Source organism: Wolbachia endosymbiont (group B) of Longitarsus flavicornis (assembly GCF_964028135.1).
GTDB lineage: Bacteria > Pseudomonadota > Alphaproteobacteria > Rickettsiales > Anaplasmataceae > Wolbachia.
Window position 1 is genome coordinate 805,975 of record NZ_OZ034758.1, and the last position, 17,347, is coordinate 823,321.

Consider the following 17,347-nt stretch of genomic DNA (forward strand, 5'->3'; position numbering starts at 1 on the left):
AACATGTACTTTGAGTTATAATATGTATCATTTTGATTTTAACTGAGCTCTGTACTTTGTAAAACTATTCTCAGAAGATTAAGAAGATATGGTCCTATAACTGTGGATAAATACGTCCACACACACTTAAAGTATTTATCCACAGTTACACTAATTTATAGAAAATGCAGATAAATTTTTTGTTGTTTTATAGCTAAATAACTTGTTGACAATAAAGACAGTATCTCCACTCTCCATCATTACATGCATTTAGCCTTGCTCCAGCAGCTAGTGCTTCGTCTACAGCCTTGTGCAGTTCATTTAGACTTTTTGCTCTTACCACAGCACTTTTAAGCCAGCTTAACTTTTCTGCACTTGGCTTTATTTTTTGCAAAGCTGAAGCAAATGGATTCAACCCTTCTGGATAATCTGCTTGATTACTCAAAGGTTTTGTGCCATATATGTAGTCAAGTCCTTTTCCATAGTTGATTTTGTTTTCGTGAACGTTTCTGCTAGGGAAAGGCATTGTACCTTCCGGTTTTATCTCCTTCTGATTATTAATTTTGCTCACAAACTTAGACTGCTTTATATCAACGCCTTCAAGAGCACCAAATATTTTCTTCAATAACTTGTCTTTACTAGTCATATAACCCCCATATTAAAAATACTTTTTAAGTATATAAATCTTATTTATACATTCTATTACTCAGTATAAATTATAATGAGTAGATTTACAAATACTTTCTACTATAACAATCCGTTCTCTCGAAAGCTGAAATAGCCTCCACTTGTGATGATAATATGGTCAAACAATTTTACGCTTATAGTACTACATGCTGCTGCTAAGCTCTTCGTTACTGCTTGATCTTCTTCTGATGGTTCTAAGCGTCCCCCAGGATGGTTGTGTGACATTATTACTAATGTTGCATTTTTTATTAATGCTTTTTTTATAATCTCCTTTATGTATACCGGTGCTTTTTCCATTTCACCAATATAGAGTTCTTCTCCGATTAATTGGCGCCTGTTATTCAAGTACAGTATTTTTACACATTCCCTTTCTGAGTGGCCTATACTTACGTTCAAGTACTCTACTAGACCTTGTAAGTCCATTACTGGCTCACTCTTGAGCTTTTCTCTCAGTACCCTTTCTAGTGTTTCCTTAACGCACATAATCATTGCTACTGCAGAATCAGTTACTCCTTCTATGACTTTCAGGTCATCCATTTCTCGGCCTAAAATCCTTCCTACTCCTGTATAAGTATTCACCAAATTTTTAGCAATTTCTTGAGCTTGTGGCCTTTCATGTACTGCACTTAGAAACGTTTCCATTATTTCACGATCAAGTAATGCTTTGCCTTTGCTTTCTAATATTCTGAACTCTATTTCCTCTTTACTTTTATTCATATAATTTACCCTTCACTAACAACAAACTTTTTTTTATTATTTACTGCTGTTTTTTTATCAGCATTGGCATAGAGCCATAGCTTCCGAGTGAAGTCAAATCAATTTTTCAATCTTTTTTACTTATTTTTTCATTAATAGGTAAAGATATTAATATATACTGATTTTTTTACTTAAATTTGTTGAATTTCGTCTAAAGAGATGCCTATTGTTTTTAAAATAATATTGATAGAAATTCCTTTTTTTACTAAGTCTTTTGCAATTTTGATCTTTTCTGCTCTTTTCACTTTTTCTTCGCAAATCCGTATGCCTTCAAATAGAGATCTTATTAATGCATTACGTAGTTCTTGACTTTCAATCTTTTTGTATTCTTTTATTAAATCAGGTAGTTCATTTTCTACTATCTCATCTTCCTCTATGAGCAGATCTGTAATGCTAATTGATAATGTTTCTGCTATTGCATATAATTTTTCCAGTGGAATGGCCACACGTCCTTGCTCATAGTTGCTTATTTCATCACGTGTTGTACTCATCTTTTCTGCTAAATCCTTCTGAGTATATTCCCGCACTAGTCTCCATTCTTTTATCTTTTTTCCTATTTGGTAGTAGATAGAACCCGTTTTTTCTTCAACACATTCATCAGCAGAGAGACCGATTGTTTTTGCAACAATATCAACAGAAACTCCTCCTTTAACCAGACCTTTTGCAATTTTTATTTTTTCCGATTTTCTACTACTTTTCTCACCAACTCGGGTAAATTTTGCTAGCAAGTAAAACACCTTGCGCAACTCTTGATCATTAATCGTTTTATATTTTCTTACTAGATTTAATATTTCCTCTTCCTCGTCTTCAAGGCGGATTTTTTCATTTGATACAGGAATAAGATCCGTAATACTAATTGATAACACCTTTGCTATAGCGTATAACTTTTCAATCGAAATTTTTCGTGTTCCTTTTTCATATTGCAGTATTACCTGATATGTTGTTCCGATTTTTTTTGCTAAATCTTTTTGAGTATATCCCTTTGCTAATCTACGATTTCTTACTTCCTGTCCTATTACTTTGTAATCTAAAAAATTAGAGCATTTATTCTCTTTTTTCACATTTTATACTCCATAACCAGAAGAGCTGTTACGTATACTTAATTGGAAACCTTTTTGACAAACTGAACTCATCTCCTTTCAAACAATTTTTCTATATCACTTAGTTTCATTTCTATATACGTTGGTCTTCCGTGATCAGAATATGGAGTTTTCTCAATTTGTCTTAGTATCTCATTCATCTCTTCCAATTTCATTTTTCTTCCTGCCCCGTGGCAAGCGATTATGGATGATATTTTGTTCACCTTATCCTCTATTGGTAGCGTATCTTCTATTTCCATTAACTTATCTACTATATCAACTAGCATCTCTTTTATATCTATTGTTCCCAAGATTGCAGGTATTTCTTTTACCCTTACTTTATCTTCTGATTCTATTTCAATACCAAAACCCATTTCAAAAAGCTTATCTTTATAAGTTTTAACCATCTCCATTCCAGCTTGGTTTTTAATTTCAACTATTTCAGGAATGAGAAGTTTTTGTCTTTTTATGCTTGTTAAGCACTCGTATATCAATCTCTCATAGGCTGCATGTTGATCTACTATAATCAGCCTATCTCCAGCCTCAGCAATAATGTAAGTATTGTAGACCTGACAGCGTGCATATCCTAGAGGGTGATCCTCTATCAAATCAATTTGCTTCTTTTCTAGAACCATCGTTCCCTTTTGGGGTGGAGATTCTCCATATTTAAACGTTTCTGGTAAGCTTTGCCTTCTTTCATCTGGTGCATTGAATTCTTTCATTAAACGATTTTCTAAAAGACTTGGCCTCTTTTCATAAAACTCTTTTTGATTTTTTTTCTCTTTACTATTAAACGGCTCTTGGCTATCAAACTCCTCAATACTTTGAGACTCAACATCACTTGCTGCAAACGTGCCTACTCTAGTCGATAATGCTTTTATTATTCCTCTTCTCACTATTTCATATACTAGCCTCTTGTTCTGAAACCTTACCTCTGATTTATTTGGATGCACATTTACATCTACTTGATCGTATGGTATCTCTAAGTGCAGCACTGCAAAAGGATACCTCCCACTTGGAATAAAGTCCTGATACGCATATCGAATTGCACCAATAAGTAGATTGTCTTTTATTGGCCTTCCATTAACAAACGTATAGATCTGAGTTGAATTACCACGACTAATAGTTGGTTTACAGATGTGTCCCGTAAGTTTGATGCCGTCTTCTTCCTCTTTAACTTCCAGCGAATTGCTCTGAAATTCTTCTTCTGTTTCACATAATCTGTTAAATAATGAAGTTTGCTTAACATATTTTAAGAGCTTTTTATTACCGGAAGCGAGAGTAAACCCAATACTATAGTTAATCATTGCTAAGTTATTTACAATGTCAACAATGCTTTGTGTTTCTGCCCTCTCGGTTTTTAGAAATTTTAATCTATTTGGTGTGGCAAAAAATAAGTCACGAATTTCAATATATGTACCTTGCAACAAAGAACAAGGGGTAATCTCTCTTATTTTTTCTCCTCCCTCATATCTTATAGACCATGCTTCCTTTGCTCCACTTGCCTTGGATGATAATTTCATTCTGCTTACTGCTGCAATTGAAGGCAGAGCCTCTCCTCTAAAGCCAAGATGTCTGATCTCTATTAACTCACTATCACTTAATTTTGAAGTGGCATGCCTCATAAGTGCTAGTTCCAGATCGTTCTTTTCTATTCCATTTCCATCATCTATCACAGTTATAAGGTTACGTCCACCACTTTCTATTTTAATCTCTATTTCTGAACTTCCAGCATCTATTGCATTTTCTACTAATTCCTTTACTACACTCGCTGGCCTTTCTATTACCTCTCCTGCTGCTATACGGTTTATAGTTTTTGTGTCTAAAAGAATTATTGGTCCGGTAGAGATCATAACTTTAAATCCTCCTATTAGGTTTAACTGCTATGATCCCCCCAACAGAACCGTACTTGCGAATTTCCCGCATACGGCTCTTCAGTGTAGCATTCACAGCATCTTTGATTACTGCTATCTGATTTAGTTTTCCTTGCATCATATCCCAACCTCTGTTGTGTTGGTGTAACAATCCCTAAACCAGTTACTATACCGCTGATCGCTTCCCCTTGTATGTAGCTTTCCCACACTCTGAGTACTATCAATCAGTCCGACTTCCTTTGTGTCTTCCGTTAATTCTCGCCTTTGTTGACTTGCTCCAACGTACCTTAGTAGGAATACAAAGGATCTCCCAAGTTCATTTAGAATCCATCTCAACACATGACACGGCCTCCGATCACGATAGAGTGAGTGATAACTTGCCTTATCGTTATCCTTCATGCTGTCTTCCATCATATGAAAAATGTCGACCTCTATGATATAGGAAATTTCGGGACTCAATACCTTCACTTGCGTTGTATCCTGTGTTGTCCATTCCACTAGCTTTACTACGCTCGTTACCTTACGCAGCATAATGGTCTGTTCTAGGCTGCTGGCTAGACTTTGCCTAGGTTGGATTTTCACCAACTGTCTTCTAAACGCTTTTCTTGGCGCACCCATAACACTCCCTCCAATCTATGAAACTTAGAGCTCCCTCTATTTTTTTGTGATTTCTTGATCTCACAATCTCTATATTTTAGCTTTTTAGATTCCTTTCTAGCAAGTCTATCTGCCTCTTCATTATAGGTATTACCACTGTGAGCTCTAACCCACTTCCAGTTAATATCATGCTGCAAGACAATTTCATCCAATTCCTTCCATAACTCAATGTTTTTTACTGATTTTTTATTGGCTGTCTTCCAACCATTTGTTCTCCACTTATTGATCCACTCTGTTATACCTTGTTTAATATACTGACTATCAGTGTGTAAAACAACTTTGCAAGAAACTTTCAACATCTTTAGCCCGTTAATCACAGCCTTTAACTCCATTTTGTTATTTGTTTTCACCTCCAGAGATGCGTTTTTTGATAAAGATACTTTTATTTTCATACATCACCACGGCTGCCCATCCACCAGGCCCCGGATTTCCAGAACATGCTCCATCTGTATATATTATAACCTTCTTTTTTTCGCCCATACTTACAGGATATAGATTCAACGTAAATTTGCTACCGAAACATGTTGATATTATTTTTTTAATATTTTAAAATGTAAGGTGTGAGAGATTGACAAACCTGTCCTCACGATGTTAGGTAAATCGTAATTGAGCTTTTAGGCTCGTATTTTTATTAGGAGGTTAGTCTCTCACACTGAAAATAAATATTTTTAAGCTCTTAATAGCTCATCAATTCATTTGCTGGGGTTTTAAGGCCTTTTATAAGGCAACTATAAAAAGATGATATCCCCTCTTTCATCTAAAGCCTTAAATGCAATTCTCAGATGATCTCTGACAGACGTTTTTTCATCAACACATTTAAAACAATAAAAAGATTGAACATTTCCTCACAATTGTGTATAATAATTAATGCTTTTTATCTTACTTTCTCATGGCTCTTTCGAAGTTTCTTGATGCACGCAATGATTATGCCTTTAAAAGAATATTTGGCACTGAGAAAAACAAAGATATTCTCATTCATTTCTTGAACGATATTTTAGGCTTTACTGGCTTAGCTGCTATTCACGATGTTGAATTCTTAGCTACCATTTTAGACCCTGAGATTGCCGCTAAAAAGCAAAGTATTGTCGATGTTCTTTGTAAAGACTCTCAAGGTTCAAGATACATTATAGAGATGCAGTTCACTAAGACCAAAGGCTTCGAAAAGCGTGCTCAGTATTATGCTGCTAAAGCCTACTCAAGTCAAGCAGATCAAGGTGATAATTATCATAATCTCAAGGAAATTATCTTCATAGCCGTTGCTGATTGTATTATTTTTCCAGATAAAGCTGAGTACAAATCTAATCATGTCATTTTAGATCAAAATAGCTTTGAACATGACTTAAAGGATTTTTACTTCGTATTCATAGAACTACCAAAATTTACAAAGACAAAAGAAGACCAACTAGAAAATATAGTAGAAAAATGGTGTTACTTTTTTCGCTATGCAGGAGAAACAAGGGAAGAGGATCTAGATAAGATAGTTGGTAGTGACGTAATAATAAAACGAGCTTATGAAGAGATGAATAAGTTTAATTGGTCAGAAGAAGAGTTACTAGCATATGAACAAATGAAAAAACGCATAATGGATGAGGTAGCTGCTTTAGCTCAAAAATTTGACGAGGGCCTTAGGGTTGGAGAAGAAAGAGGCATCCAAATCGGCCATGAAAAAGGTAAAGCGGAAGGTATTAAAATTGGTGCAGAAAAAGGTAAGGAAGAGGGCGAAAAACAAGCTAAAATAGCTGTGGCCAAAAACCTACTTAAGGCTGGCGTGTCTGTTGACTTAATAGCTGAATCTACAGGCCTTTCTCAAGCTGATATTTCACAGCTCAAGGAAAAAGCTTAAGTACTGTAGCTCCCTTAGAGCGCTTTTCAACTTATTATACTTCTTTATCCATTAGTCTAATATATTAAAGCCTACATCTAACTCTTCTGCTATTCTCGCTATGGCCTATTTGATTTTCTCACCAATTCTACGCATCAGTTAAGTGCAAAATAGATGATATTTAAATATAAAAAATGTTTTTCATAAAATTTTTCTTGTCCTTGATAATTTTAGTGTTGCTATTTGATTCTAACTTTGCATAATGCAGCAAATATTTTTATATAGGAGGTACAATGCCAAGATGGACAGATCGCCATGCTACAATACTTAAGAAATTACAGGATATCATTAAATATTCAGATTCTAATATTGCTGCCGGAAGGCGTTTAGCTATCGAAAAATGGGTAAAAACCTATACTGGAGAAGTAGAATATCTTAAAGATGATGAACTACAATTCTTATACAACGTATTTCGTGATGAGAATTGTTGGTCAGGTACAAGGTTAAACACTGCTACTCTAGGAAGAATGTTAACTGAAGAAAAAATAGGTGAAATAAATAATCCACTTTGTAGATATAATATGGCATGCAGGTACTGCGTGACAGATAAGATTCCTCAGCTTTTTCAGGAACAACTTGAGTCTTACAAAAGTGGCTTCTCTTCTGAAGAAGTAGATGATGATGGCAGGCCTGCAACTAACAACCGCAAATATGTTAGAAATGAATTGTTAAATGCTATGAATAGTGAAGATCCTGTACTTAGCTTTTGGATTGATAAAAAATCTGGAGAATTTAAAAAGCATGATAATGCGGTAGAGGGTTTTAATAAAGCTGTGGGATTTAAATGGAGTGAAGGAGTAGAATACTTCCATCGTCGTATAAATCAGGAAAGAAAGGAAAAGATTGATAACCTGATGGTTAAAGCTGTTGCTAATTTATCTGCTATTCAAGCTAACCATAATGTTGCTACCGTTTTAGATTTTCTTCTGCATGAAATAATCACTGATCCAATAAAGCATAAATTACTACTTGAGTTACCAGATAAAGGCAAAGGAGCTATGTATCAGCCTCTTAGCACATTAATACAGTGTGGTTTCGTTGATACAGTTCAAGATGTAATAAAGCACTTATCTCAGGAAAAGGTTTTAGTGTCTGAAGAGAAGAAAATACTTTCACATTGTGGTTACGCGTTTCTCCTTTCCTCGCTTTCAAATTCGATGTTAGAGGATCCTGAGATAGATATTCAAATTAAGGCAAGAATGATTATTGTGAATCTTTGGAAATGCGATTTTTTTGATGAGCATAAAAAAGCTGTGGTTAAATTTTCCAAGAACATAGATCCGATAACAGATGTGCTTGCAGGGTTAATTGTTGATTGGCAACGTGATAATAGCAGTAATAAAATTGTAAAGAAGCATGAAGTGCTGGAAATTTTGCAATTTGTCAAAGATTTTTGTTCAGATAAGGATTTAAAATTATTTAAAGATGGTATCACTAATGATCTAAAAACGGTTTATGTGTCAGGTATGAAAGATGGTATCGACTATAGCAGGGTAGCAGAGGGATTATTTTCTCAGCTAGGGAGGTCTGCACATTTGTCTCCTGAAGGTAGTGGTTTCAGTGATCCACAGACCGTGTTAGAAAGTGCTGGTGTTAGTGGTGTGTCTAGTCGTAGTTATAATTAGGAGTGTTTATGCGGAATGATGATGAAGATACTGAATTAATTCAAGATTTGTTAAATGGAGATTGTGATGAGCTAAATAGAAAAGTTGGACTTTTTTTAGACCAGTGTCCATCTTTTTTACACTCGGTTGGTAGGAGTCGTTTTTTTCCTGCATTCTTTTTCGGCATGTTTGCTACTGCATTTGATTCTGGTATTATAGATTTTGACCCTGGTATTGCAAATGGTGAAAGAATTTACTTTCGTTTTGATAATTATAATAATGGGAAAGGAAATCTAAAAATTGCTGTTCTAACTAATGACGTAGATGAAGATGGCATAAGAATAGTAAGATGCTACACTATTGCTGATAATGAGAACAGTCCTGGATCAAGATTCAGTGAAGAAAAGGCTATGGGTAGAAGAGAATCAGTTACAGCACTTACAGGAGGATCTGGCTTGGGAAGAGTATAAAATATTTCAGCGGGGAGAAGAGTGTGTATTTTTTCCTCAAGGAAGGGATTTTGATGGAAATCATGCATCTCCCATCAATAATTTTAGAGAAATTGTTCCAATCATGCAGCAAGGCAACTTATTAGATCGAGTAAATGGGTTAGCAAATAATAACAGTCTAGAAGTAAGAAGAGACATTAGAAGAATTTTACAATACATCGTCAATGTCTACGATGAATATCGCCAAGAATTGAATTTTGATAACGAGTCTGACGATCATGGTTTTTTATCCGGATTTTTATTAAATTTTAGGTACCGCGCTATGGCTGATATCTACCTAGAATTACTTATAGGTAGAGGATATGCAGATATTACTTTGCTTGTGCGTGGTCAGGAAAAATTAAATAATTCAGTTCCCATTATAATTGAACTCAAAGCAGGTCAAGAACACGCTGGACAAGCATTGGAACAAGCTAGGGGTTATGTTAGAAACTGTCCTATTTCATCTGTATCTGTTCATACCTCGTCAAGAAATGCTGTTTGTGTAGGGCTAAACTTTAACCATAATGCTCAACGTCTGCAGCTTGGTACAGAACACTTTCTAGAGCAAGAACCTTCTTTGGTAAGAAGATTACTTAATCCTACTGAGGGAGAAGTTGCAAGAGATGTAGAAAATTATTTATTGTATCCAGCCTCTTGCACACGTGCAGTACCTGGTTCTAATCCATTTTCCTACACATCTAGGTTTGCGTTTGCAAATATTGCATTTGAAAAAGGTACTGCTCGGATAGGGGGAAATTTGGTAAGAGTAACAAAATACCTATTCAATTACCATAATGACGATAGAATGTTATATCCAGTAAGACAAGGGGCCTCAGGAGTAAATGTTCGAGAACGCGCTCTGACAATGGTTTTGTTTGCACTAAGTATTAACTCACTAGTTGTACTTAACATCCGTCGAATGTTGCGTCACCAGTTTCCAGTAATGGCCTTAGATTTATCACGTCCACATTGGCAAGGTGCTAGAGTGCGTGAAGTATTGTGTGAAATGGTTGATGATAATCCTCAAATAAACGTTATTTTAACACCATTTCAGTCACCTGATGATTATTCAAGAAATCGTGGGCATTTCCACGGTAATCTTTCACGAATAGGTGGTGTTGGACAGGTACACGCAGCTGCAAGTGTAATGATGAATACCGGCTGGCAAGATGTCAATAGGCATACGGAATTATTTCAGGAAATTTCTAATGTGTTGTTTCCATTGTTAGAGCAAAATGCTATACAACCATTAAGGCAAGGATTGGTAACAAGTGAAGCTGAATTTCAAGCTGTATTACATGGGTTATTTTATACTCTTGGCAATCCTGCTAGAGTAGTTATTGAGTTTCAATTAGAAAGAGGTGGAAGAATAGATCTAGTGTTGTCAAGATTTGTGGAAAGAGATGATACTCATCCAATTGGGATAGAGCTAAAATTTGCTGGAACTGCAGGGCAGGTACGGCAAAAAAGTGCAGAAGCGAATCGACAATTACAACGATATACACAATGTGGAGGATGCGAACGTATTACTGATGGAGATCAAATGGTTTTATCATATGCTGTATTCAATAACGGTGCACGAGGACCAGATACTCTAATATCAGTTAGGGATGTTCTTAACGTAAGAGATAACTTAGGACAGTTTTACAGATGATCTTTTATCAATGGAAGTGCTCAGGGTTTGGATGTACTTATAGTGAAATATACATATTAAGTCCAGTAGAGTGTAGGTAAGGTTGAAGGAAGAAAAATAAGATTCTTTGAAGAATAGGGTTTATTTTATGTCTTCTTAAGCTAAAGCCAGCCTTATCAGGTCAAATAAATTTACTGACAAAAGATTTGCCTAATTTAATACCTATTAGCAGCGTGGTAGAAAGTGGTCACGTAGGCAAAGTCGTAATGCTAAGATAGGTTAAATATATAATTTGTCTAGTTTTTAGTACTTTATGCAAAAAGCTGAAAATTTGAACAGCTATCTATTTTTACTATAGACTTACCTCAATTTTTCTTTCTCATATCAAATGAATTAATGTTAATTTAGTAATACATTTTACTAAAAATTTAAATAAAATAACTATTTCCAGTGGTTAAAATCAAGGAACGTGAGAAGTTTTTTCTTTGGAATGCGTTGGTCTACCAATTGATACGTTCGAACTTTTCTTTATAACAATTTTACTACACCGCAAAGTCAGCTATATTAGCCTACTTCATCTAAATTCACGTATGAACTAATCTACCTAACTTTGTTGCAAAGATTTCAAGCTTCTCTTTTCACAACTCTATTTTTATGCGGCTTGTTCTCGCAAATATACGACCTTTTTGCGATTTTGAGTAAAGTAAATAATTAAAATTTTGGTACGTTCTTCATGAATTACTTTTTCTTAACCTTGATTGATCAAGATACAATAATAACCTATAATTAAACTTCACAGGAATATATGTTGACTCCTGTATCAAGGTATGTAATAATTAGGATTATGTTGTTTTTCGGTTGAGGTGAGTTATGTATACTCAAAATGATGGGAGGGGGTATTCAGCACAATAGATGTTGAAGGTAATGCAATTGAAAAAATAAAAGAGAAGTTAAAAGAAAAAGATCAAGAGACATATAAGTGTTGGGAGAGGAATAAATTTAGCATACATTATAAAGGATTCCTTTTACCACCTAAATCTGAACTTGGTGAGATAAGGAGTGGCACGTTGTTACATGTAGCTGCTTACATTAAGTATTTAGGTATGATTAAGTACCTTGCAGATGAGGGAGAACTTGATGTTAATGTAGGGAACAATTGGGGCAGCACTTCTTTATACTGGGCTGCTAAAGGAGACAACTTAGAGATAGTTAAATATCTTATGTAATGGGAATTAATATTACTGTGAATTTTCATACCAAATCTCATTGGTAATCGAACAAATGGAAAAGAGCCCTTTTTGCCTATAATCAAGGAGTTAAGCGAGTTTATAAAACGTCCCATTTGTGTTTCCAATAACGAATATTGGTATCACAACATAGTTGACAGTTGCTAAACATCAGTTTTATAATAACAATTACTAGGGGATAAAATGAATTTTAGTCCTTAAAGGTGATATTTTGGTATTAGCTAACATTTAAGTAGACATAAGCAAGTTGGTAAATTTTTTACAAGTATACTTAAATTTTGGCCTATAATAATGGAGGCAGTCAATGGTAAAAGTTACTCGTACAACTATAAAATTCTGTAAGGAGATTAATAAAGATACAAAATACATAATTTACTTTCCTGGTAACTGTCAAGATGTAGATAAGTATACTGAGGCAGATTGGAGTTGGTGTGATAAAAATACAGTTGTAGATTTATGTAATTATCCATATCATTCCGAATGGCACAACCCAAATGTACTTGGATATTCTAAACCTAGATATGTAATTTATAATATAATTGCTTTAATAGTTTTCACTCCTACAATAGCAACATTGTACCTTTTTGCACCGCCAGCGTTAGCAATATTAGCTTCTATAGCTCTTAGTATAGGTTTTTTAGCAACTATGTTGTTTATCAATAACACTATGATTAGATCAAATGTAAAATTTTATACCAGAGGTGGAGACTCAGTTGCAGTAGGGATAAAGCGTGTTTTAGATTTACTAGAAGAAGGAGTGCACCCAGATAATATCATATTAAGAGGCTTTTCTATTGGTGGAGGAGTTGCTGCAGAGGTATATAAAAGATTTAAAAGTGAAGGAATTCACCTTAGGTGCCAGATATTAAATTCCTTTAGCTCAACAAAGGATTTTCTTATTGGTAATGTTAGGAAAGAATCTCTGTTCGGAAAATTAATCGCATCTTTACTAAAAATTGTGCACTGGGATATGGAAACATACAAAACTATTGATTCAATTACTCCTTACACCATGTTTTTTAATAGTGAAGGTGACCAGGCTATGGAAGGTGCACAGTTAGCAGTGAAAATTAGAGATACAGAAAAAAGTAACCAAACAACAGATAAAATATTTGAGTTACTCTTTAAAAAACATACTGTATTGGAGCCTAACTATATAGGTAAATCTAAGTTGAAATTTTGTGGTAATGATACTCACTGTTTTCTTATGTCTTGGCTCAGATCAAAAGAATCGCATGATATTGATGCTGAAGGTTTACAATATCTTTTTACTTATTTGCCATATCATGTAGATGTGTTACGTTCTGAGGTTGAAAATTCATCTGTTGAGAAAAAGAGTACACAAATCAAAAAAAAACAACTTAGCTCTATATTAAGAAAAGTCCTAGAAGGTAGCGCTGATGAAGTTAAAGAATTACAAACACTACTAAGCAAGTTGTCGCAGGATAAATGTCTCGACAAAAATTCAGGCTACAGAAAAGAAAATTTTGAAGAAAAATTTCGAAAACTGAATAAGTGGATAGAGAAGCATAACATATCATTTGTAGATCTTGATGACTACATAGATGATTCTTCTTATCGCTATATTGAAGATGATGCTTTGTTATTGAAAAGAAACATCAGAATAAGCAAGTTAGTGAGGTTCTTACAAAGAGAAACACACATTACAAAACTTTATCTTAATGTAGATATTGGTGATGAGGGAGCAAAAAAGTTAGCTAATGGCAATCTTACAAACCTTACTTCTCTTGATTTGAGGGGTAACAACATTGGTGATGAAGGCGTAAAAGCATTATTAGAGAGTGATAACTTTCCAAATCTTAAATCCCTTAGTCTTGAACTACGGGGCAAAGTTTATAGTGGAAGTAAGGTAGATATTTTACAAAGAATAGAATCAGTATTAAAGCCTAGTGATAAGCTAGATAAACCTGACTTAAAAGTAGCTAACCAACAAGTACCTGAAAGAGCTTACTAACAAAGCCCAAGCAGAAGGGAGGACCATCTTCACTGCCATTAAGTTAAGGGAAAGAGAAGTTAAGATTGGACAAAAAATTTGAAGTGATTGATAATTATGGTAAATACTAGGGTGAATTTTTAAGAAAAGGGAGTCTGAAAAGTGCAAGTTATTTAAAAAAGTAATAATTGCAGGTTATTTTGCAAAGAATGTACTAATGCAATGATACTGAAAAGATATCTTGAATTTAAAACACATGTTTTCTAGCTCTTTTCTGGTAGTTGAGTGAACGAATATCAGATATCTTATGACGATCAACTCTTCTCCCTTTTCTCACCACTAAAGTGTTCATCAAAAATAACTGTGATAGTCGATCCATAATGCAGTCTATGTCTGACTCTGTAGAAAAAATATCAAAGGCTAAGTTTTTAATCGCATTAAATGAGACAGATTTATTGATGCTTTTTTTTAGTTTACTATTCTGTGAGCTCAATGTCTCTTCATCATCTTCTATCATGATACTTTCTAGATTACTGATGAAGATAGTTGACCAAAAATCCTGCTTGATAGTTTCAATACTTTTTCCTGTGAAATTCTCTAAATTTAATCTTCCCTTCAGCCTAGAAAAAAATGTTTCTACTCCCCAGCGCAAGTAATATAATCTCTCAAACTCTTCAACTGTAAAACGTTTCTCATCTAACAGAGATGTTACTAACACTTCAACTTCGCCAGAAGAAAGTATTATTTTGACTAACCTGAATTTCATCTCATCAGGTAATCCTAGCTTTCGTAGCTGTCTTGCTACTTTAATAGGTGCGGTAGACACTACCACCGTACTAGATGGGCTTTCCGGCTTAAACATAGCGTTTATTTCATTGAAAGACGAACTTGAACAGCGAATTATATAATTGATTTTCCTTCCTGTAAGCTCAGCAAGAAATCGATAAGATACGTATCCTCTATCACAGATTAACAAATCGTCTGATTTTATGGATTCAAGCATACCGATTGCTAAATCAACCTCATAGCTGTCACCTCTACTTAGCACAGATTTTATTGCAATATTATTTAGCACATCGTAGCAAACTTCAAAGGTTGCACTTGTATAGTCTTCAAATCTCTGGATTCCATTCCATACTGCTCTTGAGCTAAACTCACCTATTATTTTGTCGCTCTTTGGCAGAATCAGTATTGAAGCATCAAATGCAAGTACTCTGAAGCCATGGTGGGTTTTAAATTCCTGATCTTGGTAGTATAGGGAAACTATATCATCATTTAACTCTGAAAACGCAGTATGTTTTAGCTTCTTTCTTGCTTGAGTAAATGCACTTGCCGTAATTGTATAATCTTTTCTTGTATGCAGAACAAACTCATTAAGCATCACTTGTAATGACTTTACACTCTTTCTAAAAATCAGGAGAAATACATTAACGAAGGGCAGCTTTCTTTTTCGTGAGAAGTCTTTTGAGGATGCTCTGTGTGCGTTTATAAAGTTTAAACTCATCAATTTATTTTTTATAAACATGATTATTCTTTTTTTTACTCATGTCATTACTTCTTTTAATTTGTGAATCTTACCTGATTTTATAATACAGTTCATCACTTTTCCTTAACTTAATGGCAGTGGTGACATTATCGACCTTTGGGCGGGAGTAAATAGAAAAAGTACAAGAATAGAGTTTCCTGAAGTAATGGCTTCTATAGCTGAGTGGCTTGGTCATTTCAAAACTTCAAGTAATCCAACTGCATATTGGGATTATTACGATGAAAACGGCCAAGCTATTGTTAGAGTCTATCGTTATGATGATAATAATGGAAAGCGATATCTTCCTTTTGATATAAAAAAGTCCGACTTTGGTGCACCGAAGATAAGGCCACTCTATAATATTCCAGGTATTTTGAAGTCCGATAAAGTTATTCTTGTTGAAGGAGAAAAATGTGCAGAAGCGCTGATAGAGAAAGGAATAACTGCAACAACAGCAATGTCAGGAGCAAATGCACCTATTGAGAAGACAGATTGGACACCACTCAAAGGTAAACATGTTATTATTTGGCCAGATAATGATGAACCAGGTAAGAAATACGCTGAAAAATCTGCTATGAAACTTACTTGTCTTGGAGTTGAAGAACTTTGCATTTTGGAAATACCTAAAGATAAACCAAAGGGTTGGGACGCTGCTGATTGCGTGAAAGAAGGTGTAAATGTTGAAGAGTTCATTCTTAGTACAAAAAAGGCTCCTTTAAAAAAATCGTTGAGAATAGATACCAGAGCTTGGGCTAATATTGCTCCAGAAAGAGAATGGATTGTTAAAGATTGGCTTCCTATTGGAAGTGTTACGGCTCTCTACGGTGATGGTGGTATGGGAAAGTCTCTACTTGCTCAACAACTAATGACAGCAGCGAGCACAGGTAAATCTTGGTTGGGAATGGAAATTGAGCAGATGAAGACATATGGTGTATTTTGTGAAGATGATACAGAAGAGCTATGGCGAAGACAGTGTGCTATAAATAGATTATATCAGTTAGATATGGAATCCTGTGACTTTCATGATAATATTGGCTTTTTATCGAGAGTGTGGAAAGATAATCTACTCATGGTATTTGATAACAAAGATATAGGTAAATTAACTCATTGCTTTGAAGAATTACTTGAAGATATTAAATTATTTCAACCAAAGCTAGTAGTTTTAGATACAGCAGCAGACTTATTTGGTGGCAATGAAAACAATCGCTCTCATGTGAGACAATTTATTCAAAGTTGTTGTGGAAAAATAGTGAAAGTAATAAAAGGAGCTGTATTATTATGTGCTCATCCTTCTGATTCAGGAATAATACGTAAAACAGGTACAGGTGGTTCAACTGCGTGGAATAATACCGTAAGATCTCGTTGGTACTTGTCAAAGCCAGATAAAGCTGATGCTTCTGGTAATGAACGAGTACTTTGCCGTAAGAAGTCAAATTATTCTGCATCTAACGAAGAAAAGATTTCATTTTATTGGCATAACGGTGCGTTTGTACAATCTGATGATACATTAAATTCAGAAAGAATAGTAAGGTCTAGCTATAATACTAAATTGGATTTAGAACGTCTAAGAAGATGTGATATAATTTTAGAGTTAATTGCTAATGAAGCATATAAAGGCGAAACTTACACCGCGGCACACTTTGCTAGGTATTTTGAGGGAAAGCTAGGCCTTGGAAGTGAACGTAGCATCCGTGAAAGGATTAGCCATCTTGCAGCTCTTGGCCACATAAAGTTCTTTAAGGAAGCTCTTGGATATAAAGTATCAAGCACTAAATCAAAGTACGGCTATTTATGTGTTAAAGACATGGAGTTAAAAATTTCTGAAAATCAACATGTGCTGGTAAAGCCAGATTATTATCTTTCACCAAATAACGGAGTAACCTTACCAGTTGAAAATCAAGACGTTTGGGTGATACATAATTCTACAAAACAAGATGGCAAAATAGTATAGTAAGTTGGCAAGATGGCAAGTTGGCAAA

12 protein-coding genes and 2 pseudogenes are annotated in these 17,347 nt (G+C 34.7%); 7 read left to right on the forward strand and 7 right to left on the reverse strand.

Annotated elements, in window-relative coordinates; genetic code table 11:
• Positions 1-211 precede the first annotated feature (211 nt).
• The 6 genes and pseudogenes from ABWU45_RS03740 to rnhA all read right to left on the reverse strand — a co-directional run.
• Positions 212-625: pseudogene (locus ABWU45_RS03740) on the reverse strand (hypothetical protein); the annotation flags it as partial.
• A gap of 101 nt (positions 626-726) precedes the next feature.
• A complete protein-coding gene (locus ABWU45_RS03745; RefSeq protein ID WP_353279024.1) occupies positions 727-1,383 on the reverse strand; it encodes a RadC family protein in 657 nt (218 codons plus the stop codon).
• Positions 1,384-1,553: 170 nt separating this feature from the next.
• The gene (locus ABWU45_RS03750; RefSeq protein WP_353279025.1) at positions 1,554-2,483 is read right to left on the reverse strand and encodes a helix-turn-helix domain-containing protein; all 930 of its coding nucleotides are present in this window, start codon (positions 2,481-2,483) and stop codon (positions 1,554-1,556) included.
• Positions 2,484-2,551: 68 nt separating this feature from the next.
• Entirely contained in the window at positions 2,552-4,354 is a 1,803-nt protein-coding gene (gene mutL, locus ABWU45_RS03755; protein WP_353279026.1) for a DNA mismatch repair endonuclease MutL, read from the reverse strand.
• Positions 4,355-4,492: 138 nt separating this feature from the next.
• A complete protein-coding gene (locus ABWU45_RS03760; protein WP_353279027.1) occupies positions 4,493-4,993 on the reverse strand; it encodes a hypothetical protein in 501 nt (166 codons plus the stop codon).
• 92 nt (positions 4,994-5,085) lie between these two features.
• Positions 5,086-5,512: pseudogene (gene rnhA, locus ABWU45_RS03765) on the reverse strand (ribonuclease HI); the annotation flags it as partial.
• Between the two features lie 409 nt (positions 5,513-5,921).
• Here rnhA and ABWU45_RS03770 point away from each other — a divergent pair.
• The 6 genes from ABWU45_RS03770 to ABWU45_RS03795 all read left to right on the forward strand — a co-directional run bounded on the left by ABWU45_RS03770 (position 5,922) and on the right by ABWU45_RS03795 (position 13,864).
• The gene (locus ABWU45_RS03770) at positions 5,922-6,875 is read left to right on the forward strand and encodes an Rpn family recombination-promoting nuclease/putative transposase (RefSeq protein ID WP_264731832.1); all 954 of its coding nucleotides are present in this window, start codon (positions 5,922-5,924) and stop codon (positions 6,873-6,875) included.
• Positions 6,876-7,147: 272 nt separating this feature from the next.
• Positions 7,148-8,539, forward strand: coding sequence for a hypothetical protein (locus tag ABWU45_RS03775; RefSeq protein WP_353279028.1), 1,392 nt, complete (start codon positions 7,148-7,150; stop codon positions 8,537-8,539).
• 8 nt (positions 8,540-8,547) lie between these two features.
• Entirely contained in the window at positions 8,548-8,988 is a 441-nt protein-coding gene (locus ABWU45_RS03780; RefSeq protein WP_353279029.1) for a hypothetical protein, read from the forward strand.
• Positions 8,915-10,663 carry a hypothetical protein gene (locus ABWU45_RS03785; RefSeq protein ID WP_353279030.1) on the forward strand — a complete coding sequence of 583 codons (1,749 nt, stop codon included), beginning with the start codon at positions 8,915-8,917 and terminating at the stop codon, positions 10,661-10,663. The genes ABWU45_RS03780 and ABWU45_RS03785 overlap by 74 nt, the downstream gene beginning before the upstream one ends.
• A gap of 1,046 nt (positions 10,664-11,709) precedes the next feature.
• Positions 11,710-11,868: an ankyrin repeat domain-containing protein gene (locus ABWU45_RS03790; RefSeq protein ID WP_353279031.1), complete on the forward strand. Its 159-nt coding sequence runs from the start codon at positions 11,710-11,712 to the stop codon at positions 11,866-11,868.
• Positions 11,869-12,193: 325 nt separating this feature from the next.
• Positions 12,194-13,864 carry a hypothetical protein gene (locus tag ABWU45_RS03795; protein WP_353279032.1) on the forward strand — a complete coding sequence of 557 codons (1,671 nt, stop codon included), beginning with the start codon at positions 12,194-12,196 and terminating at the stop codon, positions 13,862-13,864.
• Between the two features lie 226 nt (positions 13,865-14,090).
• Here the strand turns inward: ABWU45_RS03795 and ABWU45_RS03800 are convergent, their stop codons facing one another.
• On the reverse strand, positions 14,091-15,368 hold the full coding sequence (locus ABWU45_RS03800; RefSeq protein ID WP_353277994.1) for an IS4 family transposase: 1,278 nt from the start codon (positions 15,366-15,368) through the stop codon (positions 14,091-14,093).
• 166 nt (positions 15,369-15,534) lie between these two features.
• On the opposite strand from ABWU45_RS03800, the gene ABWU45_RS03805 reads away from it, so the two are divergent.
• Positions 15,535-17,319, forward strand: a complete 1,785-nt coding sequence (locus ABWU45_RS03805) for an AAA family ATPase (protein WP_353279033.1) — start codon at positions 15,535-15,537, stop codon at positions 17,317-17,319.
• Positions 17,320-17,347: the final 28 nt, after the last annotated feature.